This is a genomic window from Promicromonospora noduliphila, assembly GCF_056951025.1.
Genome location: NZ_CM167806.1, coordinates 3,393,082 through 3,419,678, shown reverse-complemented (window position 1 = coordinate 3,419,678; position 26,597 = coordinate 3,393,082). Strand labels below are relative to the sequence as shown.

General features: G+C 73.6%; 27 protein-coding genes and 1 riboswitch. Of the genes, 20 read left to right on the top strand and 7 right to left on the bottom strand.

The annotated features are described in order from the left end of the window. The first annotated feature begins 339 nt into the window (after window positions 1-339). The 5 genes from infC to AC0QU1_RS15030 all read left to right on the top strand — a co-directional run bounded on the left by infC (window position 340) and on the right by AC0QU1_RS15030 (window position 3,131). On the top strand, window positions 340-1,290 hold the full coding sequence (infC, locus tag AC0QU1_RS15050) for a translation initiation factor IF-3 (RefSeq protein ID WP_483570389.1): 951 nt from the start codon (window positions 340-342) through the stop codon (window positions 1,288-1,290). 104 nt (window positions 1,291-1,394) lie between these two features. After that, complete coding sequence (rpmI, locus tag AC0QU1_RS15045; RefSeq protein ID WP_483570388.1) at window positions 1,395-1,589, top strand: 50S ribosomal protein L35; 195 nt, start codon at window positions 1,395-1,397, stop codon at window positions 1,587-1,589. A 67-nt stretch (window positions 1,590-1,656) separates the two neighbouring features. Then, window positions 1,657-2,040 (top strand): 50S ribosomal protein L20, encoded by a 384-nt coding sequence (gene rplT / locus AC0QU1_RS15040; RefSeq protein WP_483570387.1) that lies wholly within the window; start codon window positions 1,657-1,659, stop codon window positions 2,038-2,040. A gap of 30 nt (window positions 2,041-2,070) precedes the next feature. After that, complete coding sequence (locus AC0QU1_RS15035) at window positions 2,071-2,940, top strand: TrmH family RNA methyltransferase (protein WP_483570386.1); 870 nt, start codon at window positions 2,071-2,073, stop codon at window positions 2,938-2,940. 53 nt (window positions 2,941-2,993) lie between these two features. Next, window positions 2,994-3,131: a hypothetical protein gene (locus AC0QU1_RS15030; RefSeq protein ID WP_483570385.1), complete on the top strand. Its 138-nt coding sequence runs from the start codon at window positions 2,994-2,996 to the stop codon at window positions 3,129-3,131. A gap of 28 nt (window positions 3,132-3,159) precedes the next feature. Here the strand turns inward: AC0QU1_RS15030 and AC0QU1_RS15025 are convergent, their stop codons facing one another. Next, window positions 3,160-3,663, bottom strand: a complete 504-nt coding sequence (locus AC0QU1_RS15025) for a hypothetical protein (RefSeq protein ID WP_483570384.1) — start codon at window positions 3,661-3,663, stop codon at window positions 3,160-3,162. After that, entirely contained in the window at window positions 3,591-4,472 is an 882-nt protein-coding gene (locus AC0QU1_RS15020; RefSeq protein WP_483570383.1) for a M20 metallopeptidase family protein, read from the bottom strand. Before AC0QU1_RS15020 ends, AC0QU1_RS15025 begins: the two co-directional genes overlap by 73 nt. A gap of 207 nt (window positions 4,473-4,679) precedes the next feature. Here AC0QU1_RS15020 and thpR point away from each other — a divergent pair, with 207 nt between their 5' ends. The 6 genes from thpR (at window position 4,680) to AC0QU1_RS14990 (ending at window position 13,254) form a co-directional block, all read left to right on the top strand. Further along, window positions 4,680-5,276, top strand: coding sequence for an RNA 2',3'-cyclic phosphodiesterase (gene thpR / locus AC0QU1_RS15015; RefSeq protein WP_483570381.1), 597 nt, complete (start codon window positions 4,680-4,682; stop codon window positions 5,274-5,276). A gap of 547 nt (window positions 5,277-5,823) precedes the next feature. Further along, entirely contained in the window at window positions 5,824-6,891 is a 1,068-nt protein-coding gene (pheS, locus tag AC0QU1_RS15010) for a phenylalanine--tRNA ligase subunit alpha (RefSeq protein WP_483570379.1), read from the top strand. A gap of 1 nt (window position 6,892) precedes the next feature. After that, window positions 6,893-9,445 (top strand): phenylalanine--tRNA ligase subunit beta, encoded by a 2,553-nt coding sequence (gene pheT / locus AC0QU1_RS15005; protein ID WP_483570377.1) that lies wholly within the window; start codon window positions 6,893-6,895, stop codon window positions 9,443-9,445. Then, the gene (locus AC0QU1_RS15000; RefSeq protein ID WP_483570375.1) at window positions 9,438-10,295 is read left to right on the top strand and encodes an SDR family NAD(P)-dependent oxidoreductase; all 858 of its coding nucleotides are present in this window, start codon (window positions 9,438-9,440) and stop codon (window positions 10,293-10,295) included. The genes pheT and AC0QU1_RS15000 overlap by 8 nt, the downstream gene beginning before the upstream one ends. A gap of 47 nt (window positions 10,296-10,342) precedes the next feature. Continuing rightward, window positions 10,343-12,208 carry a glycoside hydrolase family 15 protein gene (locus AC0QU1_RS14995; RefSeq protein WP_483570374.1) on the top strand — a complete coding sequence of 622 codons (1,866 nt, stop codon included), beginning with the start codon at window positions 10,343-10,345 and terminating at the stop codon, window positions 12,206-12,208. Beyond that, window positions 12,208-13,254 carry a glucose 1-dehydrogenase gene (locus AC0QU1_RS14990; RefSeq protein ID WP_483570372.1) on the top strand — a complete coding sequence of 349 codons (1,047 nt, stop codon included), beginning with the start codon at window positions 12,208-12,210 and terminating at the stop codon, window positions 13,252-13,254. Before AC0QU1_RS14995 ends, AC0QU1_RS14990 begins: the two co-directional genes overlap by 1 nt. Window positions 13,255-13,326: 72 nt before the next feature. Here the strand turns inward: AC0QU1_RS14990 and AC0QU1_RS14985 are convergent, their stop codons facing one another. Continuing rightward, entirely contained in the window at window positions 13,327-14,106 is a 780-nt protein-coding gene (locus tag AC0QU1_RS14985; RefSeq protein ID WP_483570370.1) for an LLM class F420-dependent oxidoreductase, read from the bottom strand. Window positions 14,107-14,302: 196 nt separating this feature from the next. Further along, window positions 14,303-14,395, top strand: a riboswitch (TPP riboswitch). Between AC0QU1_RS14985 and AC0QU1_RS14980 the strand changes: the two genes are divergently transcribed. Both AC0QU1_RS14980 and AC0QU1_RS14975 read left to right on the top strand, forming a co-directional pair. Continuing rightward, window positions 14,387-15,154 (top strand): TenA family protein, encoded by a 768-nt coding sequence (locus AC0QU1_RS14980; protein WP_483570369.1) that lies wholly within the window; start codon window positions 14,387-14,389, stop codon window positions 15,152-15,154. Its footprint overlaps the riboswitch before it by 9 nt. A 90-nt stretch (window positions 15,155-15,244) precedes the next feature. Then, on the top strand, window positions 15,245-15,676 hold the full coding sequence (locus tag AC0QU1_RS14975; protein ID WP_483570367.1) for an SRPBCC family protein: 432 nt from the start codon (window positions 15,245-15,247) through the stop codon (window positions 15,674-15,676). A 150-nt stretch (window positions 15,677-15,826) separates the two neighbouring features. Here the strand turns inward: AC0QU1_RS14975 and AC0QU1_RS14970 are convergent, their stop codons facing one another. The 4 genes from AC0QU1_RS14970 to AC0QU1_RS14955 all read right to left on the bottom strand — a co-directional run bounded on the left by AC0QU1_RS14970 (window position 15,827) and on the right by AC0QU1_RS14955 (window position 20,064). Continuing rightward, window positions 15,827-16,585 carry a methyltransferase domain-containing protein gene (locus tag AC0QU1_RS14970; RefSeq protein WP_483570366.1) on the bottom strand — a complete coding sequence of 253 codons (759 nt, stop codon included), beginning with the start codon at window positions 16,583-16,585 and terminating at the stop codon, window positions 15,827-15,829. A gap of 40 nt (window positions 16,586-16,625) precedes the next feature. Next, window positions 16,626-17,189 carry a TetR/AcrR family transcriptional regulator gene (locus tag AC0QU1_RS14965; RefSeq protein ID WP_483570364.1) on the bottom strand — a complete coding sequence of 188 codons (564 nt, stop codon included), beginning with the start codon at window positions 17,187-17,189 and terminating at the stop codon, window positions 16,626-16,628. A gap of 140 nt (window positions 17,190-17,329) precedes the next feature. Then, complete coding sequence (locus AC0QU1_RS14960) at window positions 17,330-18,718, bottom strand: family 43 glycosylhydrolase (protein WP_483570363.1); 1,389 nt, start codon at window positions 18,716-18,718, stop codon at window positions 17,330-17,332. A gap of 362 nt (window positions 18,719-19,080) precedes the next feature. After that, window positions 19,081-20,064, bottom strand: a complete 984-nt coding sequence (locus tag AC0QU1_RS14955) for a quinone oxidoreductase family protein (RefSeq protein ID WP_483570361.1) — start codon at window positions 20,062-20,064, stop codon at window positions 19,081-19,083. A gap of 45 nt (window positions 20,065-20,109) precedes the next feature. Here AC0QU1_RS14955 and AC0QU1_RS14950 point away from each other — a divergent pair, with 45 nt between their 5' ends. Genes AC0QU1_RS14950 through AC0QU1_RS14920 form a run of 7 tightly spaced genes read left to right on the top strand, consistent with a single transcriptional unit; the run spans window position 20,110 to window position 26,595 of the window. Further along, window positions 20,110-20,610 carry a GNAT family N-acetyltransferase gene (locus tag AC0QU1_RS14950; RefSeq protein WP_483570360.1) on the top strand — a complete coding sequence of 167 codons (501 nt, stop codon included), beginning with the start codon at window positions 20,110-20,112 and terminating at the stop codon, window positions 20,608-20,610. 47 nt (window positions 20,611-20,657) lie between these two features. Further along, window positions 20,658-21,740: an N-acetyl-gamma-glutamyl-phosphate reductase gene (argC, locus tag AC0QU1_RS14945; protein ID WP_483570359.1), complete on the top strand. Its 1,083-nt coding sequence runs from the start codon at window positions 20,658-20,660 to the stop codon at window positions 21,738-21,740. Then, the gene (gene argJ, locus AC0QU1_RS14940) at window positions 21,737-22,954 is read left to right on the top strand and encodes a bifunctional glutamate N-acetyltransferase/amino-acid acetyltransferase ArgJ (protein WP_483570358.1); all 1,218 of its coding nucleotides are present in this window, start codon (window positions 21,737-21,739) and stop codon (window positions 22,952-22,954) included. Before argC ends, argJ begins: the two co-directional genes overlap by 4 nt. Continuing rightward, entirely contained in the window at window positions 22,951-23,880 is a 930-nt protein-coding gene (gene argB, locus AC0QU1_RS14935; protein ID WP_483570357.1) for an acetylglutamate kinase, read from the top strand. The genes argJ and argB overlap by 4 nt, the downstream gene beginning before the upstream one ends. Then, window positions 23,877-25,169, top strand: a complete 1,293-nt coding sequence (locus AC0QU1_RS14930; protein WP_483570356.1) for an acetylornithine transaminase — start codon at window positions 23,877-23,879, stop codon at window positions 25,167-25,169. Before argB ends, AC0QU1_RS14930 begins: the two co-directional genes overlap by 4 nt. Beyond that, window positions 25,166-26,095, top strand: a complete 930-nt coding sequence (argF, locus tag AC0QU1_RS14925) for an ornithine carbamoyltransferase (protein WP_483570354.1) — start codon at window positions 25,166-25,168, stop codon at window positions 26,093-26,095. Before AC0QU1_RS14930 ends, argF begins: the two co-directional genes overlap by 4 nt. After that, window positions 26,095-26,595 (top strand): arginine repressor, encoded by a 501-nt coding sequence (locus AC0QU1_RS14920; RefSeq protein ID WP_483570353.1) that lies wholly within the window; start codon window positions 26,095-26,097, stop codon window positions 26,593-26,595. The genes argF and AC0QU1_RS14920 overlap by 1 nt, the downstream gene beginning before the upstream one ends. Window positions 26,596-26,597: the final 2 nt, after the last annotated feature.

Below are 26,597 nucleotides of genomic sequence, written 5' to 3'. Positions count from 1 at the left end.
TGGAATCATTCCAGTTGTGGTTTCCGGCGTGGTCTGACGGCGGAGCCACCGCGGCCGGACGGCGGGGCCTGTCGGGCGGCGGGGCGGTGCCGACGTCGTGGTCGCACGTCACAGCCCGCCGGGCTGGGGGCGGGGGCCGCGCCGTGCTAATCTTGTCTGCGACCGACCTGGCACCGTGGTTGACACTTCGAAGTTGACACTGCGAAGCCAGGTACACCAAGTGGATCCCATCCCACCCGAGTCACGACAGAGCGCCGCTCCGCTGATCGTAGGAGAGGCACCGACAGTGTCCGGGTCCCGGTCGGACGGCACGGCATCTGTTGTCGTCCCTTCCGTGCGATGGCTTCCACCTGTGTTCAGGGCGGGAGCCATTTCTCGTTCCTGGTGGTCCACCAACGACTTTCTAGGAGCATCACCATCACCGAGCCTCGCATCAACGACCGGATCCGTGTTCCCGAGGTCCGACTCATCGGCCCTGGCGGGGAGCAGGTCGGCGTGGTTGCCACGGCGGTCGCCCTGAAGCTCGCCCAGGACGCCGACCTCGACCTGGTCGAGGTCGCACCGGACGCCCGTCCGCCCGTCGCCAAGCTGATGGACTTCGGCAAGTTCAAGTACGAGTCCGACATGAAGGCGCGAGAGGCCCGGCGCAACCAGGCGAACACGGTCCTCAAGGAGATCCGTTTCCGTCTCAAGATCGACCCGCACGACTACGGCACCAAGAAGGGCCACGTCGAGCGGTTCCTCTCCGCAGGCGACAAGGTCAAGGTCATGATCATGTTCCGTGGCCGCGAGCAGTCGCGCCCGGAGATGGGTCGTCGTCTGCTGGAGCGCCTGGCCGAGGACGTCGTCGACCTCGGTTTCGTCGAGTCGATGCCGAAGCAGGACGGCCGCAACATGACCATGGTCCTCGGGCCGGTCAAGAAGAAGGCGGACGCCAAGGTCGAGCAGCGCAAGCGCGCGGCCGAGGTCAACGCGGGTCGGATGACCAAGTCGGAGGCCAAGGCCCAGGCCCGTGCCGCGGACGCGCCCGAGCAGTCGGAGCCGGCCGAGGAGCAGGTCGAGGCGCCCGTGGCCACGCCGGCCCCCGAGCCCGTCGCGGAGACGGCGCCCGAGCCAGAGGCCCCCGCTGAGGCGGCGGCGCCGAAGCCGGCTGCCAAGGCGGCGCCGAAGCCTGCGGCAAAGCCCGCTGCGAAGCCTGCCGCCAAGGCGGCGCCCAAGCCGTCGCCGGCCCCCAAGCCGACGCCGAAGCCCGCGGCGCCCAAGCCGCGTGCGCCGCGCAAGGCCGGCTGAGGCCATCGGTCCCCAAGACCACCACGACACCGGGCCGGCGTACCGGCCCAGGTAAACGTCGCCGCTCCAGCAGCGGTCGACCGACATGAGGAGAGACGGCAGTCATGCCGAAGAACAAGACGCACTCCGGCTCCAAGAAGCGGTTCCGGGTCACGGGTAGCGGCAAGGTCATGCGCGAGCAGACCAACGCCCGCCACTACCTCGAGCACAAGTCGAGCCGCCGCACGCGCCGTCTGGCCATGGACCAGGCCGTCGCACCGGCCGACGTCAAGAAGATCAAGAAGCTGCTCGGTAAGTGATCTTGCGGCGCGCGCCTGACCGGCGCCGCCGGGAACCCTTCCAGCCCCGAAGTACAAGGAGTCTCACGTGGCACGCGTGAAGCGGGCGGTCAACGCCCAGAAGAAGCGCCGTACAACCCTCGAGCGCGCCGCCGGTTACCGCGGCCAGCGCTCTCGCCTCTACCGGAAGGCGAAGGAGCAGGTCACCCACTCGCTCGTCTACGCATACCGGGACCGGAAGGCGAAGAAGGGTGACTTCCGCAAGCTGTGGATCCAGCGCATCAACGCTGCGTCCCGCGCGCAGGGTCTGACCTACAACCGCCTGATCCAGGGCCTCAAGGCCGCTGGCATCGAGGTCGACCGCCGGATGCTCGCCGAGCTCGCGGTCAACGACGTGGCTGCGTTCAACGCCCTCGTCCAGGTCGCCAAGGACGCGCTGCCGGCGGACGTCAACGCCCCGGCCGCTGCCTGAGGTTTGGGCAGTTCACCGGACGCCCGGACAGTGTCCTCCTCGGAGGCCCACGCGCCGCTGGACGTGACGCTCGCGAACCCGCGAGCCGACCGTGTCAAGCAGGTGCGGGCACTGGCCGGGCGTTCGGCGCGCTCCCGGCACGGGCTGTACCTGGTGGAAGGGCCGCAGGGGGTGCGGGAGGCGGTGCGCCACGCGGCGTCGTCGGTCCGTGACGTGTACCTGACGCAGGTGGCCGCCGCGCGCTACGCCGAGATCGTCGATGACGCGCGCGCCGCCGGCCTGTTCCTGCACCTCGGCACGCCAGAGGTGCTCGACGCGATGAGCGGTGACGCGCAGGGCGTGCTCGCCGTCGTCCGGTCCACCGCGCCCTCGGTGCCGGAGGCCCTCGCCGCGCGGGACCCGCGGCGGGCCGGGCGGCCGCTGCTCGCCGCCGTGCTCGCCGCGGTCCGCGACCCGGGGAACGCGGGCACGGTGATCCGGGCCGCCGACGCCGCCGGTGCCGACCTCGTGGTCCTGGCGGGGGAGAGTGTCGACGTGCACAACCCCAAGGTCGTGCGCTCGACCGCCGGGTCGCTGTTCCACCTGCCCGTCGTCACCGGACTCACGCTCGAGGCCGCGCTGGCGGAGCTGCGCGCCGCGGGATGTCACGTCCTCGCCGCGGACGGCGCGGGACCGCTCGACCTGGACGACCTCCTCGACGCAGCGGGGAGCGGCGCCTCGCCGGACCTCGCCGGGCCGACCGCCTGGGTGTTCGGCAACGAGGCCTGGGGCCTGCCGGAGGAGGACCGCGCCCTGGCGGACGCCGTCGTACGGGTGCCGATCCGCGGCAAGGCCGAGTCGCTCAACCTGGCGACGGCGGCGACCGTCTGCCTGTACGCGAGCTCGCGCGCGCAGCGGTGACCCACGCGTGGCGGTGACCGGTCGGCCGCCGCGGCGGACCGATCGGCGCCTTCGTGATCGACGCCGACGGCGTGCGCAGGGTCCCTGCCCTCGACGTCACGCGGTACGTGATCGGCGGGCAGCTCGCCCTGCTCGGCATCGCCGCTGTTGTCGCCTGGGCCCTCACCCGCTGCCGACGCCGGAAGGCCTGACGCGTCTCACCGTCTTGGCGCTCCCGTCTCACCGGTGTCCCGCGCGCTCGGCGAGCCAGCCCGCCATCGCTCGCACACCGGTGCTGATGGCACGTTCGTCCGGGTCGAAGTCCACGTGGTGCGGGAAGCCCGTGGTGATGGCCGCGCCGGGCGTGCGGACGCCAAGGAACGTGTACGTGACGGGAATCCGCTGGGCGAACAGCGCGTAGTCCTCGCCGTTGAACGGTGGCACGGCGTGCATCAGCATCACCCGCTCGTGCCCCAGCTCTCGCCGCAGGTGGCGCTCGAGCCGGGCGCCGTCGCGCTCCGGGCAGACCAGGGCGGGGAACGGAGCGCCGGGGAACTCCGTGCTGCCACCGTGCCGGAGCGCGATCGTCCGGATGCTGTCGCGGACCTCGTGATAACGCTCCTCCGGCCAGCACCGGTAGGACGTCGCCACGGTGACCGAGCCGTCCTCGCCTACCCGCGGCGTCGCGTGCTGGATGTTGACGAACCGCGCCAGCGGCCCGTCGGGCGTCGCGAGATCCACCATGAGCTGCTCCATGGCCTCCAGGGTCTGCGCCGTGCCACCGTGGCCAGCCGCAGGATGTCCGCTGCGAGTGCTTCCGCGCGGGTGACGGCACCGGGGCCGGTGACCGTGACCGTACCGCGGTCGAGGCCCGGCATGCCGAACCCTGGCGTGACGGCGAGCGTCCCGACGGGCACCGGTGAGCAGTGCAGAGCGTGCATCTCCCGGGCGCCGGTGCGGCGTAGCACGCCGTCGTCCAGCATGGCCTGCGCGCCGGTGAGGTTCTCCTCCGCCGGCTGGAAGACGAACGCGACGGTTCCGCTGAGCCGCGACCGCAGTGTGGCCAGCACCTCGGCGACGCCCACCCCGACCGTGGTGTGCAGGTCGTGCCCGCACAGGTGGCCGACGCCGGTGGATCCGCCGATCGTGCCGCCCTCGGGCACCGCGTCCAGGTCGGCGCGGTAGGCGACCGTGCGGCCGGGGCGTGCACCACGGAGCACGCCGATCACGCCGTGCCCGCCGACGCCGGTCGCCACCGCGAGGCCGGCGTCGCGCAGCCGGTCCGCCACGAGGGCAGCGGTGCGGCGTTCCTCGCCCGCGACCTCCGGGTGCTCGTGGATGCTGCGCCGCAGCGCGACGAGGTCGGGTTCGATCGAGCCGGTCACCGCGTCGATCGAGCGCTGGTCGATGGGACGGTGTCCCCGTCCGGCCGGCGCGGCCGTGGCGTGCGCGGCGCCGGGCGCCGTCATCCCGGCGAGCGTGGCCGCTCCGGCGGTGGCGGTCGCCTGGAGAAAGGTCCGGCGGCCGAGGGCATGCGGTTCCTGGGGGGTCATGGCTGCTCCTGACGTGGGCGGGTCTGGGACGCGCCTGGGTTCGGTACCAGCCTGGTGCCGGCGCCAGGAGGCCTTCCAGCGGGCTGCCCCACGAGTGCGCAAGGGGGTTGTCCCCACCACCGGTCCGTACGACCGTGCGTCAGTGCGTTCGCGTTCACGGGTTGAAAACGCTGGGGGCCCTCGTGGCCGACCGCCTACCATCGGAACGTGCGGTTGTTCACGGCAGTCATGCCGCCCCAGCGTGTCCTTGACCATCTCGGGCTTGCGATCGACGGGGTGCCGGCCTCTCCGCGGTGGGTTCCCCGCGAGAGCCTGCACATCACCCTCGCGTTCTACGCGGACCTTCCCGAGGGAACGATCCCCGAGCTGCGCGACGACCTGTCGGACGTCGCCCGCAAGCACGGGCCGATCGACCTGCGGCTGCGGGGCGCCGGATCGTTCGGCGCCCGCGTGCTGTGGATCGGCGTCGACGGCGGGACGGACGCGCTGAAGGGCCTGGCGACCGACTGCCTGGCGGCGTCGCCGCGCGAGGTGCCCGACGACGTGAAGCCGCACCGCGCGCACCTGACGGTGGCCTACGCGCGCGCCGGGCAGGTGAAGCCGCCACGCGGGCGGGACCGCTGGGGCAAGCGTGCCGGAGGCGAGCCGCGGTCGGCGCTGGAGCCCGCCGCCCAGGCGCTGTCCGTGTACGCGGGGCCGAGCTGGACCGCCAGCTCGTTCGCGCTCGTCGAGTCGCATCCGGGAGAGGGTCCGCAGGGCGGTTCGCGCTACGAGATCGTGGAGACCTGGGACCTGGAGGGCTGACCGGCCCCCGAGGGCTGATCGGCCTTGCAGGGCTGATCGGCCCGCGGCGAGGGTCCCGCCTTCCCGGCCTGGCGGAGCGCCGGCCGGCTCCCCGCGGGGATGCCGTCTCCACGGCCGGGACCAGGGCCGCCCCGACCGTGGAGACATGGCTGCCCGAAGCTCCGAGCGCGGGGCCACGCGGACGCGCCAGGGAAGAGGCCGGGGGTACCGGCCAACGCGTTCGTTCGTCTCCACGCTCGCTTCGAACATGTGTGCCACGCTAGCGCAGCTCACTGACACCCATAAAAAGTGTGCCAAGCGCGTGGCGCTCGGACCGGGAACCACGTTGCCGGGGCGCGCGGCCGCATGGAATGATGGCGCCATGCAGCCGTTGACCCGTCGATTTATGCGGCCCGCCACAGGCCGTGCGGCGAGCGCTGCGCACGGGCACTGAGCTGCCCTGTGGACAACGCGTCCTGAGCCCTGGCGGGCACCTAGACTTCAGATGCCGACCCGGGTTCCCAGGCAGGGGACCGTGCCGGCTCCCGAATCCGCCAGGAAGGCAAGCATGTCCACGCCCGATGAGAAGGCACCCATCGATCCGCTCGACGAGGCGGCGCTCGACGCCGCGGTCAAGACCGCCCTCGACGACATCGCGAAGGCCGGCACCCTCGACGCGCTGAAGGCCGTCCGCACCCAGCACACGGGGGACCGCAGCACCCTGGCCCTCGCCAACCGGGGGATCGGCGCGCTGCCCGGCCCCGACAAGGCGAGGGCAGGCAAGCTCGTCGGCCCGCGGCGCGGTCGGATCAACCAGGCGATCGCCGCCCGCCAGGCCGAGCTGGAGGCAGAGCGCGACGCGCGAGTGCTGGTGGAGGAGACGGTCGACGTCACCCTTCCGGTCCGCCGCACGACGACGGGCGCCCGCCACCCCGTCGAGCTGATCCAGGAGCGCATCGCCGACTTCTTCGTCGGCCTCGGCTGGGAGATCGCCGAGGGCCCGGAGGTCGAGGCCGAGTGGTTCAACTTCGACGCGCTGAACTTCGGCCCCGACCACCCGGCGCGCCAGATGCAGGACACCTTCTACGTCGCCGGTGACGGCGGCGGCGAGTCGAACCTCGTGCTGCGCACGCACACGTCGCCGGTCCAGGCGCGCTCGCTGCTGGAGCGCGGTGTACCCCTGTACGTCGCGGTCCCCGGCAAGACGTTCCGCACCGACGCGCTGGACCAGACCCACACCCCGGTGTTCCACCAGGTCGAGGGCATCGCGGTGGACAAGGGCCTGACCATGGCGAACCTGGTGGGCACGCTGGACGCGTTCGCGCGGGCGATGTTCGGGCCGGAGGCCAGGACCCGGCTGCGCCCGGCGTTCTTCCCGTTCACCGAGCCGTCCGCCGAGATGGACCTGTGGTTCCCTCAGAAGAAGGGCGGCGCCGGCTGGATCGAGTGGGGCGGCTGCGGCATGGTCAACCCGAACGTGCTGCGTGCGGCGGGAGTCGACCCGGACGAGTACACGGGATTCGCGTTCGGCATGGGCATCGAGCGCACGCTCATGCTGCGCCACTCGATCGCGGACATGCACGACATCGTGGAGGGCGACGTGCGCTTCTCCACCCAGTTCGGGACGGAGATCTGAAGTGCCCCTCATCGTGAAGGACTGGCTCGCGGACCACGTCGAGCTGCCCGACGACCTCACGGCCGAGCAGCTCGCGGCCGACCTGGTGAAGGTGGGCCTGGAGGAGGAGGCGATCCACGGGGCTGCCGTCACCGGCCCCCTCGTGGTGGGCTGCGTGCTCGAGCAGACACCGGAGCCGCAGAAGAACGGCAAGACCATCAACTGGTGCCGCGTCGACGTGGGCCCTGAGCACAACGACGCCGACGGCGCGCGCGGCATCGTCTGCGGCGCGCACAACTTCGGCGTGGGCGACTACGTGGTGGTCTCGCTGCCCGGCACCGTGCTGCCGGGACCGTTCGTCATCGCCGCCCGCAAGACCTACGGGCACGTGTCCGACGGCATGATCTGCTCGGTCCGGGAGCTCGGGATCGGCGAGGACCACGACGGCATCCTTGTGCTGACCCGCCACGGGTTCGCCGAGGAGGACCTCACGCCCGGCCAGGACGCCATCGCGCTCCTGGGGCTGGGCGAGGAGGTCCTGGAGATCAACGTGACCCCCGACCGCGGGTACGCCTTCAGCTACCGCGGCGTGGCGCGCGAGTACGCCCACTCCACCGGCGCCAAGTTCACCGACCGCGGCCTGCCGACGGGCACCGAGCCCGCCCCGACGGCCGACGGGTTCGAGGTGCGGGTGCGGGACGAGGCGCCGATCAACGGCGTCGTGGGCTGCGACCGGTTCGTGACGCGCATCGTGCGGGGCGTCGACCCGTCCGCCCCCACCCCCGCTTGGATGAAGCACCGCCTCGAGGGTTCGGGGATGCGGTCCATCTCCCTGGCGGTCGACGTCACGAACTACGTGATGCTCGACCTCGGGCAGCCGCTGCACGCCTACGACCTCGCGAAGGTCTCGGCCCCGATAGTGGTCCGGCGGGCCGCTGCCGGCGAGCGCCTCACCACACTGGACGACGCCGACCGTGCGCTGGACACCGAGGACCTCCTGATCACCGACTCGCCCGACGGCGCGGGCAGCCGCGTGCTGGGCCTGGCAGGCGTGATGGGCGGAGCCTCGTCGGAGGTCAGCGACACCACGACGGACGTGCTCGTCGAGGCGGCGCACTTCGACCAGATCACCGTGGCCCGGACGGCGCGGCGGCACAAGCTGCCGAGCGAGGCCGCCAAGCGGTTCGAGCGCGGCGTCGACCCGCTCCTGCCCCCGGTCGCGGCACAGCGCGTCGTCGACCTGCTGGTCGAGCTCGGCGGCGGCACCGCCGACCCGGCGGTGAGCGACCTCTACCAGCCGACGGCGCCCGCGCCGATCGCGCTCAAGGTCACCGAGCCAACCCGGCTCGCGGGCGTCGAGTACACCCCGGAGCAGGTGCGCAGCACGCTGGAGGAGATCGGTGCCGTCGTCGCATCGGCCGGCGAGGGGGTTCTCGCGGTCACCCCGCCGACGTGGCGTCCCGACCTGACCGAGCCGGCCGACCTGGTCGAGGAGGTCGTGCGCATCCAGGGCTACGACCAGGTGCCGTCGGTGCTCCCGGCCGCGCCGGGCGGCCGCGGGCTCACGGCCGAGCAGCGCACGCGCCGCTCCGTCGCGCGCGCGCTCGCCGAGGCGGGCTTCGTCGAGACGCTCAGCTACCCGTTCGTCGGGGCCGCCGAGTACGACACGCTCGGCCTGCCCGCCGACGACGTGCGCCGCCGCTCGCTCCGGCTCGTGAACCCGCTGGCCGACGACAAGCCGCTGATGCGGTCGAACCTGCTGGTCACACTGCTCGACACCGTGCGGCGCAACGTGTCGCGCGGGCTGAGCGACCTCGCGGTGTACGAGATCGGCCTCGTCACCCGGCCGGGGGCGGACGCCCTGGCGGCGCCCGCCCTCCCTGGCGGCGTGCGGCCCACCGCCGAGCAGCTCGCCGCGCTCGAGGCGGCGGTCCCCGACCAGCCGCGCCGGGTGGCCGGGGTCCTGACCGGCAAGCGCGAGCTCGCCGGCTGGTGGGGCGCCGGCCGCGCCGCCGGCTGGGCGGACGCGGTCGCGGCGGCCCGCCTGGTGGCCGAGCGGGCGGGGGTCGATGTCGTCGTCTCGGCCGACCCCGACCACATGCCGTGGCACCCGGGCCGCTGCGCGCGCCTGGAGCTCACGGACGGGACGCTCGTGGGCCACGCCGGCGAGCTGCACCCGAAGGTCGTCGAGTCCCTGGGACTGCCGGCCCGGGCGGCGGCGTTCGAGGTGGACCTGAGCGCCCTGGTCGCCGCCGCGCCGGGCGAGCCCGCCGCAGCCACGCCCGTGTCGGCGTTCCCCGCGGCCAAGGAGGACTTCGCCTTCGTGGTCGACGACGCCGTGCCGGCCGAGGCGGTCCGCTCCGCGATCGTCGCGGGCGCCGGCGAGCTGCTGGAGGACGTCGCCCTGTTCGACATCTTCACGGGGGAGCAGGTGGGTGCGGGCAAGAAGTCGCTCGCCTACTCGCTGCGCCTGCGTGCCGCGGACCGGACCCTGTCCGCGAACGAGGTCCGTTCGGTGCGCGACGCCGTGGTGGAGTCGGCGGCGACCAAGGTCGGCGCGGTGCTGCGTGGCTGATCCGTCCGCCCAGGTGGCGCCCGCCCGCACGGCCCTCGTGACGGGTGCCTCGCGTGGCATCGGCCGGGAGATCGCGCTGGGTCTCGCGCGGGTGGGGCTGGACGTCGCCCTGCTCGCGCGGGACACGGCGCGGCTCGAGGCCGTGGCCGCGGAGGTCCGGGCGGCCGGGGCGACGGCGGTGGTGCTCACCGCCGACGTGTCCGACCCGGCGGCGGTGCGCGCCGCCGTCGGGCAGGCGGAGGAGACGCTCGGGTCGATCGACCTGCTGGTCAACAACGCGGGTGCCCTGGAGTCGGAGCATCCGCTGTGGGAGGCCGATCCCGACGAGTGGTGGTCGGTGTTCGAGACCAACGTCCGCGCGCCGTTCCTGTTCCTGCGCTACGCGCTGCCGGGCATGATCGCCCGCGGCGGGGGCCGGGTCGTCGACCTGGCCTCGGGAGCCAGCTCGCACGAGATGCGCGGCGGCAGCTCGGCCTACAACGCGAGCAAGACCGCCCTGGTACGGATGGGCGCCAACCTGCACGACGACGGCTTCGCGCACGGGATCCGCGTGTTCGAGCTGGCACCGGGGGTCGTGAAGACCGACATGTCGACGGGCATGACGCTGCACAAGGGCCGCACGGAGTGGACCCCGGCCGAGCGGGTGACCGACGTCGTGAACGCGATAGCGGCCGGCGAGCTCGACGCCTGCTCGGGCTGGTTCCTGCGCGTCACCCACGACACCCCCGAGTCGTTGAAGGCGCTGGCGGCCGCCGTCGCGGAGCAGGGCGCCGGTGCGACCGCCCGCCGGCTGCGGATCCTGCCCGCCGGCAGCGGCGACCCGCTGGCGGACGCCTTCACGAAGCGCTGAGCGCCGTCGCCTGGTGAGGTGGGCGCACCGAACTTACCGTGGAGGTGATGACCCGCCGAATCGAAGATTACGGAATTGTCGGAGATCTCCAGACTGCTGCCCTGATCGGTCGCGACGGTGCGATCGACTGGATGTGCCTGCCCCGGTTCGACTCCCCGGCGTGCTTCGCGGCCCTCCTGGGCGACGACCGGCACGGGTCCTGGCGCCTCGGACCGGCGGCCGGCGGCGAGTGCACCCGGCGTCGCTACCGGGAGGGCACCCTGATCCTGGAGACCGAGTGGGACCTGCCAGAGGGCCAGGTCCGGGTGACCGACCTGATGCCGCCCCGGGGCGACCAGGCCGACGTCGTCCGGATCGTCGAGGGCATCAGCGGGCACGTCCCGATGGTCACCGAGGTGCGGCTCCGGTTCGACTACGGGCACATCACGCCCTGGATCACTCCCGAGGGGCACGCCCTGCGGGCCGTGGCCGGCCCGGACTCCGTACGCTTCGACGCGCCGTTCGAGATGACGCGCGGCGGCGTGCCGGACGACGGCGGGCCTGACGACTCGGTGCTGCGGGCTGAGTTCACCGTGGGTCCGGGGGACCGCGTGCCCTTCGTCCTGGCCCACCACGCGTCGCACCTGTCCACGCAGGACCCGGTCGAGGCGGAGGCGGCGCTGCGCGAGACCGAGGAGTTCTGGCAGTCGTGGCTCGCCGGGTCCAGCTACGACGGCCCGTGGGCCGACGCCGTGCACCGGTCCCTGATCACGCTCAAGGCGCTGACCTACGCCCCGACCGGCGCCATCGTGGCGGCCGCGACGACGTCGCTCCCCGAGGAGCTCGGCGGCTCGCGCAACTGGGACTACCGGTACTGCTGGCTGCGCGATGCGGGGTTCACGCTGCAGGCCATGGTCGGCACGGGGTTCGTCGACGAGGCGCGCGCGTGGCGGGCGTGGCTCCTGCGCGCCGTGGCGGGCGATCCCGCCGACCTGCAGATCATGTACGGGCTCGACGGGCGCCGCCGCCTGCCCGAGTACACGATCGACTGGCTGCCGGGGTTCGAGGGCTCGGCACCGGTCCGGATCGGCAACGGCGCGGTCAACCAGCTCCAGCTCGACGTCTGGGGCGAGACGCTGGATGCGCTGCACCTCGGGCGCGAGGCCGGCCTGGAGACCGACCCGGACGCGTGGCGGCTCCAGAAGGCCCTCCTGGACCACCTCGAAGAGCACTGGGACGACCTCGACAACGGCCTCTGGGAGATCCGCGGTCCCCGGCGCGCCTTCGTGCACTCGCGCGTGATGGCCTGGGTCGGGTTCGACCGGGCGGTGCGCGCCGTCGAGGAGCACGGCCTGGAGGACGAGCCCGTCGAGCGGTGGCGCGCGGTGCGGGACCGCATCCACGCCGACGTGTGCGAGCACGGCTTCGACGCGAAGCGGAACACCTTCACCCAGTTCTACGGGTCCGAGGGACTCGACGCCGCGCTGCTGCTGATCGGCCAGGTCGGGTTCCTGCCCTGGGACGACCCCCGCGTGGTGGGCACCGTGGAGGCCGTGCAGCGTGAGCTGGGCCGCGACGGGCTGCTGCTGCGCTACAACACCGACGCGGACGACCGGGTGGACGGCCTGCCCGGCGGGCAGGCGACGTTCCTGGTCTGCAGCTTCTGGCTGGTCGACGCGCTGCACGGGGTCGGGCGCAGGGACGAGGCCGTCGCGCTGTTCGAGCGGCTGCTCGCGCTGCGCAGCGACCTGGGGCTGCTGAGCGAGGAGTACGACGTGCACACGGGACGCCAGCTCGGCAACACGCCGCAGGCGTTCAGCCACCTGGGCCTGGTCAACAGCGCGCTGCGCCTCGGGCAGGGGATCACCCACGACGGGGAGACGGACGTGGCCGAGCAGGTCGCCGTGCGGTCCACCACGGAGGAGGTCGCCTGATGCGCGCGCTCACGGTGGTCCCGCGGAGCCCGGGCACCCTCGCCGTCACCGACGTCGAGGAACCCGTTGCCGGGGCGGGCGAGCTCCTGGTGGACGGCCTGGCCGTCGGCGTCTGCGGCACCGACCGGGAGATCGCCGCCGGTGAGTACGGCTGGGCCCCGCCGGGGCGCGAGCGGCTGGTCCTGGGGCACGAGTCGCTCGGGCGCGTGCGCTCGGCGCCGGAGGACGCGGGCTTCGTGCCGGGGGACCTCGTGGTCGGCGTCGTGCGCCGCCCCGACCCCGAACCGTGCGGGGCCTGCGCGCGCGGGCAGTTCGACATGTGCCGCAACGGTCGCTACACGGAGCGCGGGATCAAGGCGATCGACGGGTTCGCCGCCGAGCGGTGGACCGTCGAGACCGAGTACGCCGTCCGCCTCGACCTGGCCCTCGCCGAGGTGGGCGTGCTGCTCGAGCCGGCCACCGTCGTCGCCAAGGCCTGGGAGCAGGTCGAGCTGGTCGGACGGCGGGCCTGGTTCGAGCCGCGGACGGCGCTGGTGACCGGGGCCGGTCCGATCGGCCTGCTGGCCGCGCTGATCGGCGTGCAGCGCGGCCTTCAGGTGCACGTCCTGGACCGGGTCGCCGACGGGCCGAAGCCCGAGCTCGTCGCGGAGCTCGGGGCCGAGTACCACACGCGGCCCGTCGTCGACGTCGCCCGCGCCGTCGAGCCGGACGTGGTGATCGAGGCGACCGGCGCGAGCCAGGTCGTGCTCGACGCGCTGTCCGCGACCGGGAGCTACGGCGTCACGTGCCTGACCGGCGTCACGTCGGCCGGACGCCGGATCTCGTTCGACGCCGGGGCGCTGAACCGCGAGATCGTGCTGGAGAACGACGCCGTGATCGGCTCGGTGAACGCCAACCTGGCGCACTACCGCTCCGCCGCGGAGATCCTGGCCCGGGCCGACGTCGGCTGGCTGGGTCGCCTGGTGACCCGCCGGGTGCCGCTCGACGACGCCGTGGAGGCGTTCGCGAGCGACTCCGGCGGGATCAGGACCGTCCTGGAGCTCTGAGGACAGGCCCGGCCCGGAACAAGCCGGGCCCGGGACACCAGACGTCGGGCCGCGGGCCGGGCCGTCGGTGCCTCAGCCCCGGGCGTCCCGCCAGGCGATCCAGTCCTTCGCGGTGGACAGGTCGTAGTCCGGTCCGCTCACCTCCACCGTGAACAGCGTGGCGCCGGCGGCCACGAGGGCGTCGCCCGTCGCGGCGGGCGGTCCGCTCGCCTCGGCCGAACGCTCCACCAGCGCGGCGGTGTCCCGGCCGACGGCGGCGCCGTGCTCGTCGAGGATCGCGGACTTCCTGGTGAGGGTCGACGCGCCGCCGAACGAGTGCCAGATGTCGGCGTGCTCCGCCACGATCCGCAGGGTCTTGCGCACCCCGCCGCCACCGATCAAGAGCGGGATCTCGCGTGTGGGCGCCGGGTTGCCCGCCGCGAGACGGGCCTTGATGCGCGGCACGGCGTCGGCCAGGCTCGCGATGCGCGACCCCGCGGTGCCGAACTCGTAGCCGAACCGGTCGTAGTCGCGCCGGAACCAGCCGGCGCCCAGGCCGAGGATGAGGCGCCCGCCGGACATGTGGTCGACGGTTCGCGCCATGTCGGCCAGCAGGTCGGGGTTGCGGTACCCGATGCCCGTCACCAGCGTGCCGATCTCGACACGCTCGGTCTGCTCGGCCCAGGCGCCGAGCATGGTCCAGGACTCGAAGTGCTTGCCGTCGAGATCGCCGTGCAGCGGGAAGAAGTGGTCCCAGTTGAAGACGATGTCCGCGCCGGCATCCTCGGCGCGGAGCACCGCGTCCCGGATGGCGCGGTACTCGGCGTGCTCGGGCTGGATCTGGATACCGATGCGAATCGGGCGCTCTGTCATATTTGCAGCCTACGACCCACGCCCGCGCTCCACGCCGTCGTGCCACGGCGCTGGGCCACGACGTCCCGACGTCGCCACGCGCACCGACGTCGCCACGCGCACGACGTCGTCACGCACACGACGTACGGCGCGACACACGACGTACGGCGCGACACACGGCGGCCCGACGCCGCGGCCCGGCCTGGTAGCCTCGGCGGCACGTGACACGGGGTGCCCTGTCCGGGCTGAGACCACACCCGTCGAACCTGATCCAGATCATGCTGGCGAAGGGATGTCCACCGTGACTTCTGCTGTCCCCATTTCCACCTCCACCGCGCCCGCCGACGGCGCCCCGCCCGCCGACGGCGCCCCACCCCGCCCCTTCACAACCGAGGCATGGGAACACATCGCCCCCTGGCGCGAGGCGGTGGAGCGCATGCCGTTCGTCCGGGCGCTCGCCGACGGCTCGCTGCCCGCCGAGTCCTTCGCGTTCTACCTCGGCCAGGACGCCGCCTACCTGCGCGAGTACTCCCGGGTCCTGGCCCGCGCGGCACAGGCCGCGCCCGACGCGGCCACGCAGGGTTTTCTCGCGCGCTCGTCCGTCACGGCGCTGGAGGTGGAGACGGCGCTGCACCGCGACTGGCTGGGCGCGCACGCCGGGCTCGACCCGCACGACGTCGCCGCCGTCGAGCCGTCGCCGGTCACGGCGGCGTACACGGGCCACCTGCACGCCGCGGCGTCGGGCAGCTACGCGGAGACGGTCGCGGCGCTGCTGCCCTGCTTCTGGCTGTACGCGCACATCGGGAACGTGCTCGTGGACCTGGCCGGACGCCGGCCCGGCGGCCTGGCGGACCATCCGTACGCCGCGTGGATCGGCACGTACGGCGACGCGGGCTTCCAGGAGTCGACCCGCCAGGCCAAGCTCCTGGCCGACGACGCGGCGCGCTGGGTCTCGCCAGAGGAGCGGGCGCGGATGCTGCGCGCGTTCGAGATCTCGTCGGTGCACGAGTACCTCTTCTTCGAGCAGGGCCTCACCCGCCCGGCCTGGCCGACGCCGCCGCGCGCCTGACGCGTGTCGGTCGGGTTCCCACGGGCGCCCCAGGGTCGAGACTATGGGTGACGCCGGCCGACGGCGGCGACCCCGAGGACAGGAGCACCGATGCCGAACTACAGCACCTCCGCCGAGATCGACGCCGCGCCCGAAGCGGTATGGGCGGTCCTGTCCGACGTCGAGCACATGCCCGACTGGACGTCGTCCATGACGTCGGTGGAGATCATTGACGGGCCCAACCCGCCGGACGTCGGCACGCAGGTGCGGATCGAGCAGCCGAGGCTGCCGCTGGCGGTCTGGCTGGTCGACGAGTGGGACCCGCCGCGGCACTTCGCCTGGATCAGCGAGACGCCCGGCATCACCACGCAGGCGGAGCACCTCGTCGAGCCGCTGCCGGACGGCCGCAGCCGGGTCACGCTCGCGATCACGCAGACCGGCGGCCTGGCGTGGCTGCTGGGCCGGCTGCTGATGGGCCGCACGCGGCGGTACGTCGACACCGAGCTCGCCGGGTTGAGGGCTCGCGTGACACAGCGGGGCTGAGGCGGCGACGGTTCCGGCGTCCGTAGTCCGGCCGGCCGGGACCACGCCGTCGTCGGCCAAGGCGGGCCGGGCTTGGGCGGGCCGGGCGTGCAGGCGGGCCGGGCGTGCAGGCGGGCCGGGCGTGCAGGCGGGCCGGGCACGCAGGCGGGCTCAGGCCCGCGTCGCCACCGCGAACACCCGGCGGAACGCCAGCGGCGTGCCGTACGGGCGCTCGGGGTAGGCCGCGCGCAGCGCCGCCCCGAGCTCCTCCTCGAACCGCGCGCGCAGCGCGGGATCCTTGGCCTCCAGCGCCTGGAGCGTGGGCTGGGCACCCGTGGCCGCGATCCAGCGCAGCACCGGGTCCGGGCCGTGCAGCAGGTGCGTGTAGGTGGTCTCCCAGGCGTCCACCGTCCAGCCCGGTCGGGCCAGCAGGTCCAGGTACTCGGCAGGGTCGGCGGTGGCCCGCCGCTCGACCGGCCCCACGACGTCGGCGTACGGCTCCCGGGCGGCGACCTCCCGCAGCAGGACGTGGCTGGGTGCGTCGTGGTTGCCCGGCACCTGGAAGGCGAACGTCTGCGCCGCCCGGTCGGCGAGCGTGGTCAGCAGCTCGCGGTGCCCCGGCACCCACTGGAGCGCGGCGTTGCTGATGACCAGGTCCGCCGTGCGGTCGTCGGTGCTGAGGTCGGCGAGCACGTACTCGGTGGCCGGGTCGGCGGCGCGCGCCTGCTCGATCATCGCGGGGGAGGCGTCCACCCCGGTCACGCGGGCCGCCGGCCAGCGGGCACGGAGCACGGCCGTGAGGTGCCCGGGCCCGCAGCCCAGGTCGACGATCGTGGCGGGCGACCCGGGCACGCGCGCGACCAGCTCGGTGAACGGACGCGACCGCTCGTCGGTGTACCGCAGGTATGCGCCGGGATCCCAGTCTGCCATCACCACTCCTTGCCGCCAAGTATCTTGACGTCAAGATACATTACGCGCGCACGAGGTCCACCAGGTCGGCCACGAGCTGCTCGGCCGACGGCGCGCCCGGCTTCTTGCTCAGGTGCCCGGCCAGGTCCAGGTCGACGGCGCCGTGGCCCAGCGACCAGATCAGCGGGGCGATGCGGTCGGCGTCGCCGGACAGCGCGCCGTCGGCCACCGCGTCGCGGACCAGGCCGTACAGGAACTCCGACGTGGCGTCGGCGGCAGCGCCGAGCTGCGCGTGCGGCTCGGCGCCCCAGGCGCCGAAGACCAGCCGGAACCGCGTAGGGCGGCTGCGCGCCCACCGCACGTAGGCGACGGCGGCGGCCTCGACCCGGCCCGCGTACCCGGAGTCGGCGGCCTGGTCCGCCGCCGTCCGCATCGCGCCGGCGAGCCGGTCCAGCTCGACGGCGGCCACCGACGCCAGGAGGTCGGACTTGTCGATGAAGTGCTTGTAGGGCGCGGCACGGGACAGGCCGACCCGGTCGCCGACGGCGCGCAGCGTGACGGCCGCGACGCCGCCCTCGTCGAGCAGGTCGGTGGCGGCGTCGATGATCAGGTCTCTGGTGCTCACGCCCCGAACCTATCCGGGGCGTGAGCACCGTCAACCTGGGCGGCCGCTGTCGCCCGGCCGTGTCGCGCCCGGCCGTGTCGCGCCCGGTCGCGCCGTGCCCGGTCGCGCCGGGCCGGGCCCTGCCACCTCGGTCGCCCCCGCTACGCCACCTCGATGTAGTCGAGCTCCGCGAACGCCGTCCCCTTGCCCAGCCGGATGGTGTTCCACCCGGCCTGGAGGGTGATGTCCTTGCTGGACTGCCGCCAGTTGTCCCAGCCGGTGATCGGGTAGCTGATAGAGCCGGCGGCGGCCCCGTTCACCGTGACCGTGTGCGTCGCCGTCTCCACCGAGCCGTTCGCGTAGCCGACGTGCAGCGTGTAGTTCCCGCCCGTGGGCACGTAGATCGCGCCGATGTCGACCCAGCTGTCGGCGTGGTCGATGTAGGCGGCGACCTTGCCGTCCGACGCGCCCGCCGCGTTCTCGCGCACCACGCAGTTGTTCAGGGTGCCGCGCTCGGCCTCGTAGCGGACGCGGCTGCCGCGCACCACAGGGTAGCCGTTGGCCCAGCCGAGGTCGGCCACGTACATGCCGCGGCCGCCCGCGGGGCGGTGACCGTGGAAGACGATCTTGTCGCCGCCCGTGTCACGCAGCACGTCGGCGCCGCCGGGCCCGCTCACCGCGCCGTCGAGCGAGGCGGTGGTCATGAGGAAGCGGAAGGCCTTGGTGTACGGGCCGGTGATCGAGTTCGACACCGCGTAGCTGGTGCCGTAGCGGTCGGTCGTGTAGGGCCCGGCCGAGTAGAACAGCACGTACTGGCTGCCGACCTTGGTGATGACGGGCGCCTCGATGATGCCGGCCTCGTCCTCGCGGTCGTTGCGCAGCACCTGGGTGGCGCCGCCCTGGAACGTGATGCCGTCCGCCGCCACGCGCTGCACGTGGATCCAGGTGGTGGCGCCGATGGCGTTGCCGTCGTTCTTCCAGACCAGGTAACGGGTGCCGTCCGTGTCGGTGAAGCTCGACGCGTCGATGGCGCCGCCCGCCTCCAGCGGGCACACGAGCGGCTGCGTGCCGACGGGGGCGAACGGGCCGCCGGGGGAGTCGGCCAGGGCCGCGCCGATGCACTGCCGCCCCGACGCGGCGTGCCACGCCGTGTAGTAGAGCAGGTAGCGGCCGTCGGCGCGCCGGGACACGTCGGGCGCCCAGGTGCGCCCCTCCTGGGCCCAGGCCCCGAGGTTCGGCAGGGCGTCCGTGGACTGGTAGGTCCACGGTCCGTCCGGATCGGGCGCTGTGGCCCAGGGCAGGTTCTTGCCCTCGTTCGTGGCGTACGCGTAGTAGGTGTTCCCGAACTTCGACACGTCCGGGTCGGGGAAGTCGCGGTCGAGCACGAGGCTCGGGCGCACGGTCGTCTGGGCGGAGAGCTCGCCGCCCGCGGCCTTGGCCGCGTCGTCCGCCGACGCCGCTGTGGGGATCGTCGTCAGGACGCCGACGGCGACCGCGGCGGCTGCCGCCCCTGCGACGAGCTTGAACGGGGAGAACCGGGGAAGTACCACGTTGAACCTCCGAGCGAGAGCCGACCCGACGGGTGAATTGTCGCGATCCGGCCGCGCCCTGTAAAGAGGCAGTTGGTAGCGGTGATGGGCGGGCGGGGTATCCGGTCCAACGTTGGACCGATCCTGGGGCCGGAGAGGACTCGCCGAGCTCGGTCGGTTGCCTCGTTCGCACGGTGAGTTCGGTCGGTTGCATCGAGATCGGTCCATCACTGGACCGATCTCGATGCAACCGACCGACCTGAGGGCAATAGACCGATCTCGGCGCAGCGGACCGACCTGGTGCAACCGCCCTAGTGCACCCGCCCGGAGGTGCCGCCCGGAGGTGGTGCATGGCGTCCACACTCGACGCGCCCGCCTGCGCCTCAAGGCACCAGCAGCACCTTCCCGGTGGTCGCCCGCCCCTCCAGCGCCCGGTGCGCCGCCTCGGCGTCGGACAGCGTGTAGGTGGCGCCGACGCGGACCTCCAGGTCCCCCGACAGGGCGGACCCGAACACCTCGGACGTGCGCCACTCCACCTCGCTGCGCGTGAGCGTGTAGTGCGCGCTCGTCGGCCGCGTGAGGTAGAGGGAGCCGGCACGGTTGAGGCGCTGCGGGTCGAACGGCGGCACCGGACCGGAGGCAGCGCCGAACAGGACCAGCATCCCCCGGGGGCGCAGCGAGGCGAGGGACGCCTCGAAGGTGGTCCGGCCGACGCCGTCGTACACGACGTGCACGCCGTGGCCGTCGGTGAGCTCGCGGACGAGCGCGGGCAGCTCGGTGGTGAGGTCGGCCATGGCCGCGTAGTCGATGGTGTGCGCGGCGCCGGCCGCCGCGGACAGTGCGGCCTTCTCCGGCGTCGAGACCGTGGTCAGGACCCGCCCGCCGCGCGCGACGGCGAGCTGGGTGGCCAGCAGGCCCACGCCGCCGGCGCCGGCGTGGAGCAGCACGTCGTGGCCCGGCTGCACCTCGAAGGTGGAGCGCACGAGGTAGTGCGCGGTGATGCCCTGCAGGGGCAGCGCCGCGGCGTCGGTCAGGTCGAGCCCGTCGGGCACGTGCACCGCCCCCGTGGCGTCAACGGCCACGAGCTCTGCGTACGAGCCGGGTCCGTCGTGCCAGGCCACACGGTCGCCGACGGCGAAGCCGGCGACGCCGTCGCCGAGGGCCTCGACCGTTCCGGCGCCCTCGACGCCCACCACGTGCGGGTACTCCATCGGGTACACGCCGCCGCGGCGGTAGGTGTCGACGAAGTTCACGCCCGCCGCCGCGACGCGGACCAGGAGCTGGCCCGGGCCCGGCGTCGGGTCGGGGAGCTCGGTGTACGACAGGACCTCTGGACCGCCCGCCTCACGGGCTACGACTGCGTGCATGGGTCGAGCCTAACCACGCGCCCGGTCGCGGGTAGCTTGTGCGGCGTGAGCCGAGACATCCGCCCCTTCGCCGAGTCCGACTGGCCCGCCGTCTGGCCCATCATCGAGGCCGTGTGCCGCGCGGGCGAGACCTACACGTACCCCGTCGACATCGACGAGCCGACCGCCCGCGCGTACTGGATCGAGCGGCCGCCGGGCGCCACCGTGGTGCTCGAGGAGGACGGCGAGGTGCTCGGCACCGCCAAGATGGGCCCCAACCGCCCGGGGAACGGCGCCCACGTGGGCACGGCGTCGTTCATGGTGTCGGACGCCGCCCGCGGGCGCGGGGTGGGCCGCGCCCTGGGCGAGCACGTGATCGCCTGGCACCGGGAGCAGGGGTTCCGCGGCATCCAGTTCAACGCCGTGGTCGAGTCCAACGCGGCGGCCGTGCACCTGTGGCAGGCGCTCGGGTTCGAGATCGTCGGCACGGTGCCTGGCGCGTTCCGCTCGCCGTCGCACGGGTACACGGGGCTGCACGTGATGTACCTGCCGCTGCACCAGGACTGACGGACGCGGGTTTCGCCCCCGCTGCATAACTATGTATAGTTCCGAATATGTCCAGCAGCCAGCTCGTCCGAGTCGCCGTCGCGGGTGCGTCCGGGTACGCGGGCGGGGAGGTCCTGCGTCTCCTCGCGGCGCACCCGTTCGTCGAGATCGGCACGCTCACCGCGCACGCGAGCGCGGGGTCGAGCCTCGGTGAGGTCCAGCCGCACCTGCGCGGCCTCGCCCACCGCATCCTCGAGCCCACCACGCCGGATGCGCTGCGGGGGCACGACGTCGTCGTGCTCGGCCTGCCGCACGGCGCGTCGGGCCAGGTGGCGGCCCAGCTCCCGGACGACGTCCTCGTCGTCGACCTGGGTGCCGACCACCGGCTGGAGTCGGCGGGCGACTGGGAGCAGTTCTACGGTTCGACGCACGCCGGGACCTGGCCGTACGGGCTGCCCGAGCTCATCTGCGCCGAGACGCCCGGCGCCGACGTCGCGACCGCCGCCCGCCAGCGCGACAAGCTCGCCGGCACGCGCCGCATCGCCGTGCCGGGCTGCAACGTCACCGCCGTGACGCTGGGCCTGCAGCCGGGCGTCGCGGCCGGGATGGTCGAGCCCACCGACATCGTGGCCGTGCTGGCCAACGGCTACTCCGGCGCGGGCAAGGCGCTCAAGCCGCACCTCCTGGCGAGCGAGGCGCTCGGCTCCGCGCAGCCGTACGCCGTGGGCGGCACGCACCGGCACATCCCCGAGATCCGGCAGAACCTGCGGGCCGCCGGCGCGCCCGAGGTGACCATCAGCTTCACGCCCACCCTTGTGCCCATGGCGCGCGGCATCCTCGCCACGGCGACGGCGCCGCTGGCCGCGGGCGCCGACCCAGAGCAGGTCCGTGCCGCGTGGGAGGCCGCCTACGCCGACGAGCCGTTCGTGCACCTGCTGCCGGAGGGCCAGTGGCCCAGCACCGCGATGACGCTCGGCGCCAACACGGCCTGCGTGCAGGTCGCGGTCGACGAGGCCGCCCGCCGGGTCGTCACGGTTACCGCCATCGACAACCTGGTCAAGGGGACCGCCGGCGCCGCCGTCCAGTCCATGAACCTCGCCCTCGGCCTGCGGGAGACCGCCGGCCTCATCACCGAAGGAGTCGCGCCGTGACCGATGGAGCAACGACGGCGGCGACGCCGGCTGGGGGAGTCACCGCGGCGCGCGGGTTCCGCGCCGCGGGCGTCACCGCCGGCCTCAAGGAGTCCGGCAACCCGGACCTGGCCCTCGTGGTCAACGACGGCCCCGAGTACACCGCCGCCGCGGTGTTCACGAGCAACCGCGTGGTCGGCGCGCCCGTGATGTGGTCCCGGCAGGCCGTGAAGGACGGCGTGGCGCGCGCCGTCGTGCTCAACTCGGGCGGCGCCAACGTGTGCACCGGGCCGGGCGGGTTCCAGGACGCGCACGCGACGGCGGAGAAGGTGGCGAGCGAGCTCGGGATCGGCGCCATCGACGTGCTGGTGGGCTCGACCGGCCTGATCGGCGTGCGGCTCGCCGCCGACAAGCTGCTGGCGGGCATCCCCGTCGCGGTCGGCGCCCTCACGGCGGACGAGGCCGGAGGCCAGGCCGCCGCCACCGCCATCATGACCACCGACACCGTCGCCAAGACCGCTGTGCGCACCGTCGAGACGCCGTCGGGCACCTTCACCGTCGGCGGGATGGCCAAGGGTGCAGGCATGCTGGCCCCCGCCCTGGCGACCATGCTGTGCGTGGTGACCACGGACGCCGTCGTCCCGGCCGGGGACGCCGACGCCGCCCTGCGGGCCGCGACGCGCGTCACCTTCGACCGTGTCGACTCCGACGGCGCCATGTCCACCTCGGACACCGTTGTGCTCATGGCCTCGGGGGCCTCCGGCGTCACGCCGGGCCTGGACGCGCTCACCGAGGCCGTCACAGCGGTCTGCGCCGACCTGGCCCGCCAGCTCGTGGCCGACGCCGAGGGTGCCTCCCACGACATCGCCATCACCGTCACGAACGCCACCACCGAGGACGCGGCGCTCGCCGTGGCTCGTGCGGTGAGCCGGTCCAACCTGGTCAAGGCCGCGATCTTCGGCAACGACCCCAACTGGGGCCGCATCCTCTCCCAGGTCGGCACGGTGCCGGAGGACGTGGCGCCCTACGACCCGGCCGAGCTCGACGTGAGCGTCAACGGCGTCATGGTGTGCCAGGCGGGCGGCGCCCACGAGCCCCGCGAGAAGGTCGACATGGCGGCGGCACGGGACGTGACCATCACCGTCGACCTGCATGCCGGCGACGCCGAGGTCACGCTCTGGACCAACGACCTGACGCACGCCTACCTCCACGAGAACAGCGCGTACAGCTCATGAGCAGCGACATCGTCAACGGGCTGCGCCCCGACCAGAAGGCGGAGGTGCTGATCGAGGCCCTGCCCTGGCTGCAGGAGTTCTCCGGCGCGCTCGTGGTGGTCAAGTACGGCGGCAACGCCATGGTCGACGACACGCTCAAGGCCGCGTTCGCCCAGGACATGGTGTTCCTGCGGCAGGTGGGGCTGCGCCCCGTCGTCGTGCACGGCGGGGGGCCGCAGATCAACGCCATGCTCGACCGGCTCGGCATCGCCTCGGAGTTCAAGGGTGGCCTGCGCGTCACCACGCCCGAGGCGATGGAGGTCGTCCGGATGGTCCTGACCGGCCAGGTCAGCCGCGAGCTGGTGGGCCTGATCAACGCGCACGGCCCGGTCGCCGTCGGCCTGTCCGGGGAGGACGGCGGCCTGCTCGGCGCCGAGCGCCGGCACGCGGTCGTCCAGGGCGAGCCCGTGGACGTCGGCCTGGTGGGCGACGTCGTGCAGGTGGACCCGCGCGCCGTCGAGGACCTGCTGGAGGCCGGGCGCATCCCCGTGGTCTCCACGATCGCGCCCGACAAGGACGACCCGACCCAGGTGCTGAACGTGAACGCGGACACCGCCGCCTCGGCGCTCGCGGTGGCCCTGGGCGCCAAGAAGCTCATCGTGCTGACCGACGTCGAGGGGCTCTACACGGCCTGGCCGGACCGCGGCTCGCTGGTGGAGCGGATCACGGCGCCCGAGCTGTCGGAGCTCCTGCCTGGCCTGGAGTCGGGGATGGTGCCGAAGATGGAGGCGTGCCTGCGCGCCGTCGAGGGCGGGGTGGCCGCCGCGACGGTCATCGACGGCCGCCAGCCGCACAGCGTGCTGCTGGAGGTCTTCACCACGCGGGGCAACGGGACGATGGTGGTCCCGGCGGCGGCCGCGACCACGAGGGAAGGTGTCACGGCATGAGCACGGTGATTCCCGCAGAGGGCACCGCCCTGTCCACGAGCGGCTCGGTCGCCGCCTGGACCGAGCGGTACACGGGCGCTGTCATGGACACGTTCGGCCCGCCGCAGCGCGTGCTGGTGCGCGGCGAGGGCGCGTACGTGTGGGACGCCGACGGCAAGCGCTACCTCGACCTGCTCGCCGGCATCGCCGTGAACGCGCTGGGCCACGCCCACCCCACGCTCACGGCGGCGATCAGCGCCCAGCTCGGCACGCTGGGGCACGTCTCGAACTTCTTCGGCACGCCGGCGCAGATCGCGCTGGCCGAGACGCTGCTGCGGGCCGCCGAGGCGCCCGACGGGTCGCGCGTGTTCCTGACCAACTCCGGCACGGAGGCGGTCGAGGCGGCGTTCAAGATGACGCGCCGCGTCGCGACGTCGTCCGGTGTGGGGACGCGCACGCGGGTGCTCGCCCTGGAGGGCGGCTTCCACGGCCGGTCCATGGGGGCGCTCGCGCTGACCGCCAAGGCCGCCTACCGGGAGCCGTTCGAGCCGCTGCCGGGCGGCGTCGAGCACCTCCCGTTCGGCGACCTCGCGGCCCTGGACGCCGCGTTCACGCCCCAGGCCGTCGCCGAGCGCGGCGAGGTCGCGGCGCTGGTGGTCGAGCCGGTGCAGGGCGAGGCGGGCGTGCGGCCGCTGCCGCCGGGCTACCTCGCGGCCGCCCGCCGGCTGACCAAGACACACGGCGCGCTGCTCGTCCTGGACGAGGTCCAGACCGGCATGGGCCGGTGCGGCTCCTGGTTCGCCTACCAGCAGCCTGAGATCGGCGGCGGCATCGTGCCCGATGTCGTCGCAGTCGCCAAGGGCCTCGGCGGCGGCTTCCCCGTCGGTGCGGTGATCGCGTACGGCGAGGCCGCGCACCTGCTGGGCCGCGGCCAGCACGGCAGCACCTTCGGCGGCAACCCCGTCGCCGCGGCGGCGGCGCTCGCGACGATCGGCGTGATCGAGCGCGACGGCCTGCTGGCGAGCGTGCGGGAGGTCGGGGCGCTGCTGCGCCAGGAGATCGAGCTGTGCGGCAGCCGGCTGGTCAAGGAGGTCCGCGGGCGCGGGCTGCTGCTCGCCGTCGTGCTGAACGAGCCCGTCGCGCCGCAGGTGGCCAGGGCGGCGCTGGACGCGGGGCTCATCGTGAACGCCGTGGCGCCCGACGCGATCCGGCTCGCCCCGCCCCTGATCCTGACCGCGGAGCAGGCCACGGAGGCCGCCCGCTTCTTCGCTTCGCTGGAGCCCGTCGAGACCACGGAGGATCTCGCATGACCCGCCACTTCCTGCGCGACGACGACCTGACGCCGGCCGAGCAGAAGGCCGTCCTGGAGCTCGGCCTGGCCCTGCGTGCCGACCGCTTCGCCCGGCGCCCGCTGGACGGCCCGCGCGCCGTCGCCTTCATCACGGACAAGCCCACGCTGCGCACGCAGGTGTCGTTCGCCACGGGCATCGCGGAGCTCGGCGGCTTCCCGCTGATCGTGGACGGCAACCTCGCCAAGATCGGCGTGCGCGAGTCCATCGCGGACACCACGCGCGTGCTCGACCGGCAGGTTGCCTCGATCGTGTGGCGCACCTTCGGCCAGGAGCGCATCGAGGAGATGGCCGCCGTCTCGCGCGTGCCCGTGATCAACGCGCTCACCGACCGGTTCCACCCGTGCCAGATCCTCGCCGACCTGCTCACGGTGGCGCAGCACCGCGGCCTGGACGCCCTGCCCGGCACCACGTTCGCCTACGTGGGCGACGCCGCGAACAACATGGCGAGCTCGTACCTGCTGGGCGGCGCCACGGCTGGCCTGCACGTGCGCGTCGCGGGCCCGGAGGGCTTTCTGCCCGACGGCGCCGTGGTCGCCCGGGCGCGCGAGCGCGCCGCGGCGACGGGCGGCTCGGTGACCGTGACGACGTCGGCCGCCGATGCCGTGTCGGGTGCCGACGTCGTGGCCACCGACACGTGGGTGTCGATGGGCGACGAGGCAGAGGCAGACGAGCGGGCCGGCCGGTTCCAGGACTTCCAGCTCTCCGCCGACCTGCTCGCGAAGGCCGCCCAGGACGCGCTGGTGCTGCACTGCCTGCCGGCCTACCGCGGCAAGGAGATCACCGCAGAGGTCATCGACGGGCCGCAGTCCGTGGTCTGGGACGAGGCCGAGAACCGCCTGCACGCGCAGAAGGCGCTGCTGGCCTGGCTGTTGGAGCAGAGCTGATGGTCACCAAGCAGACGGCGACGACGAAGGCGGCCCGGCACGCCCGGATCACCGAGATCGTGGCCCGGAACGCCATCCACTCGCAGGCCGAGCTGGCCGACGCCCTGGCGGCCGGCGGTGTGAGCGTCACGCAGGGCACGCTCTCGCGCGACCTGATCGAGCTGCAGGCCGAGAAGGTGCGCGGCTCGGACGGCACGCTCGTCTATGCGGTGCCCGGCGAGGGCGGGGACCGCAGCGCGCAGTCGGACGCGAGCGAGGAGTACCTGTCCGCGCGGCTGGCCCGGCTGGCCAGGGAGCTGCTGGTGTCGGCGGAGTCGTCGGGCAACCTCGTGGTGCTGCGCACCCCGCCGGGCGCGGCCAACCTGCTCGCCTCGGCGATCGACCACTCGGTGTTCCCGGGGATGCTCGGCACCATCGCGGGGGACGACACGATCCTGGTCATCGCCCGTGACGCCGACGGCGCGGCGCTGGCCGGCCGCTTCCTCGCGCTGACCGCCTGAGA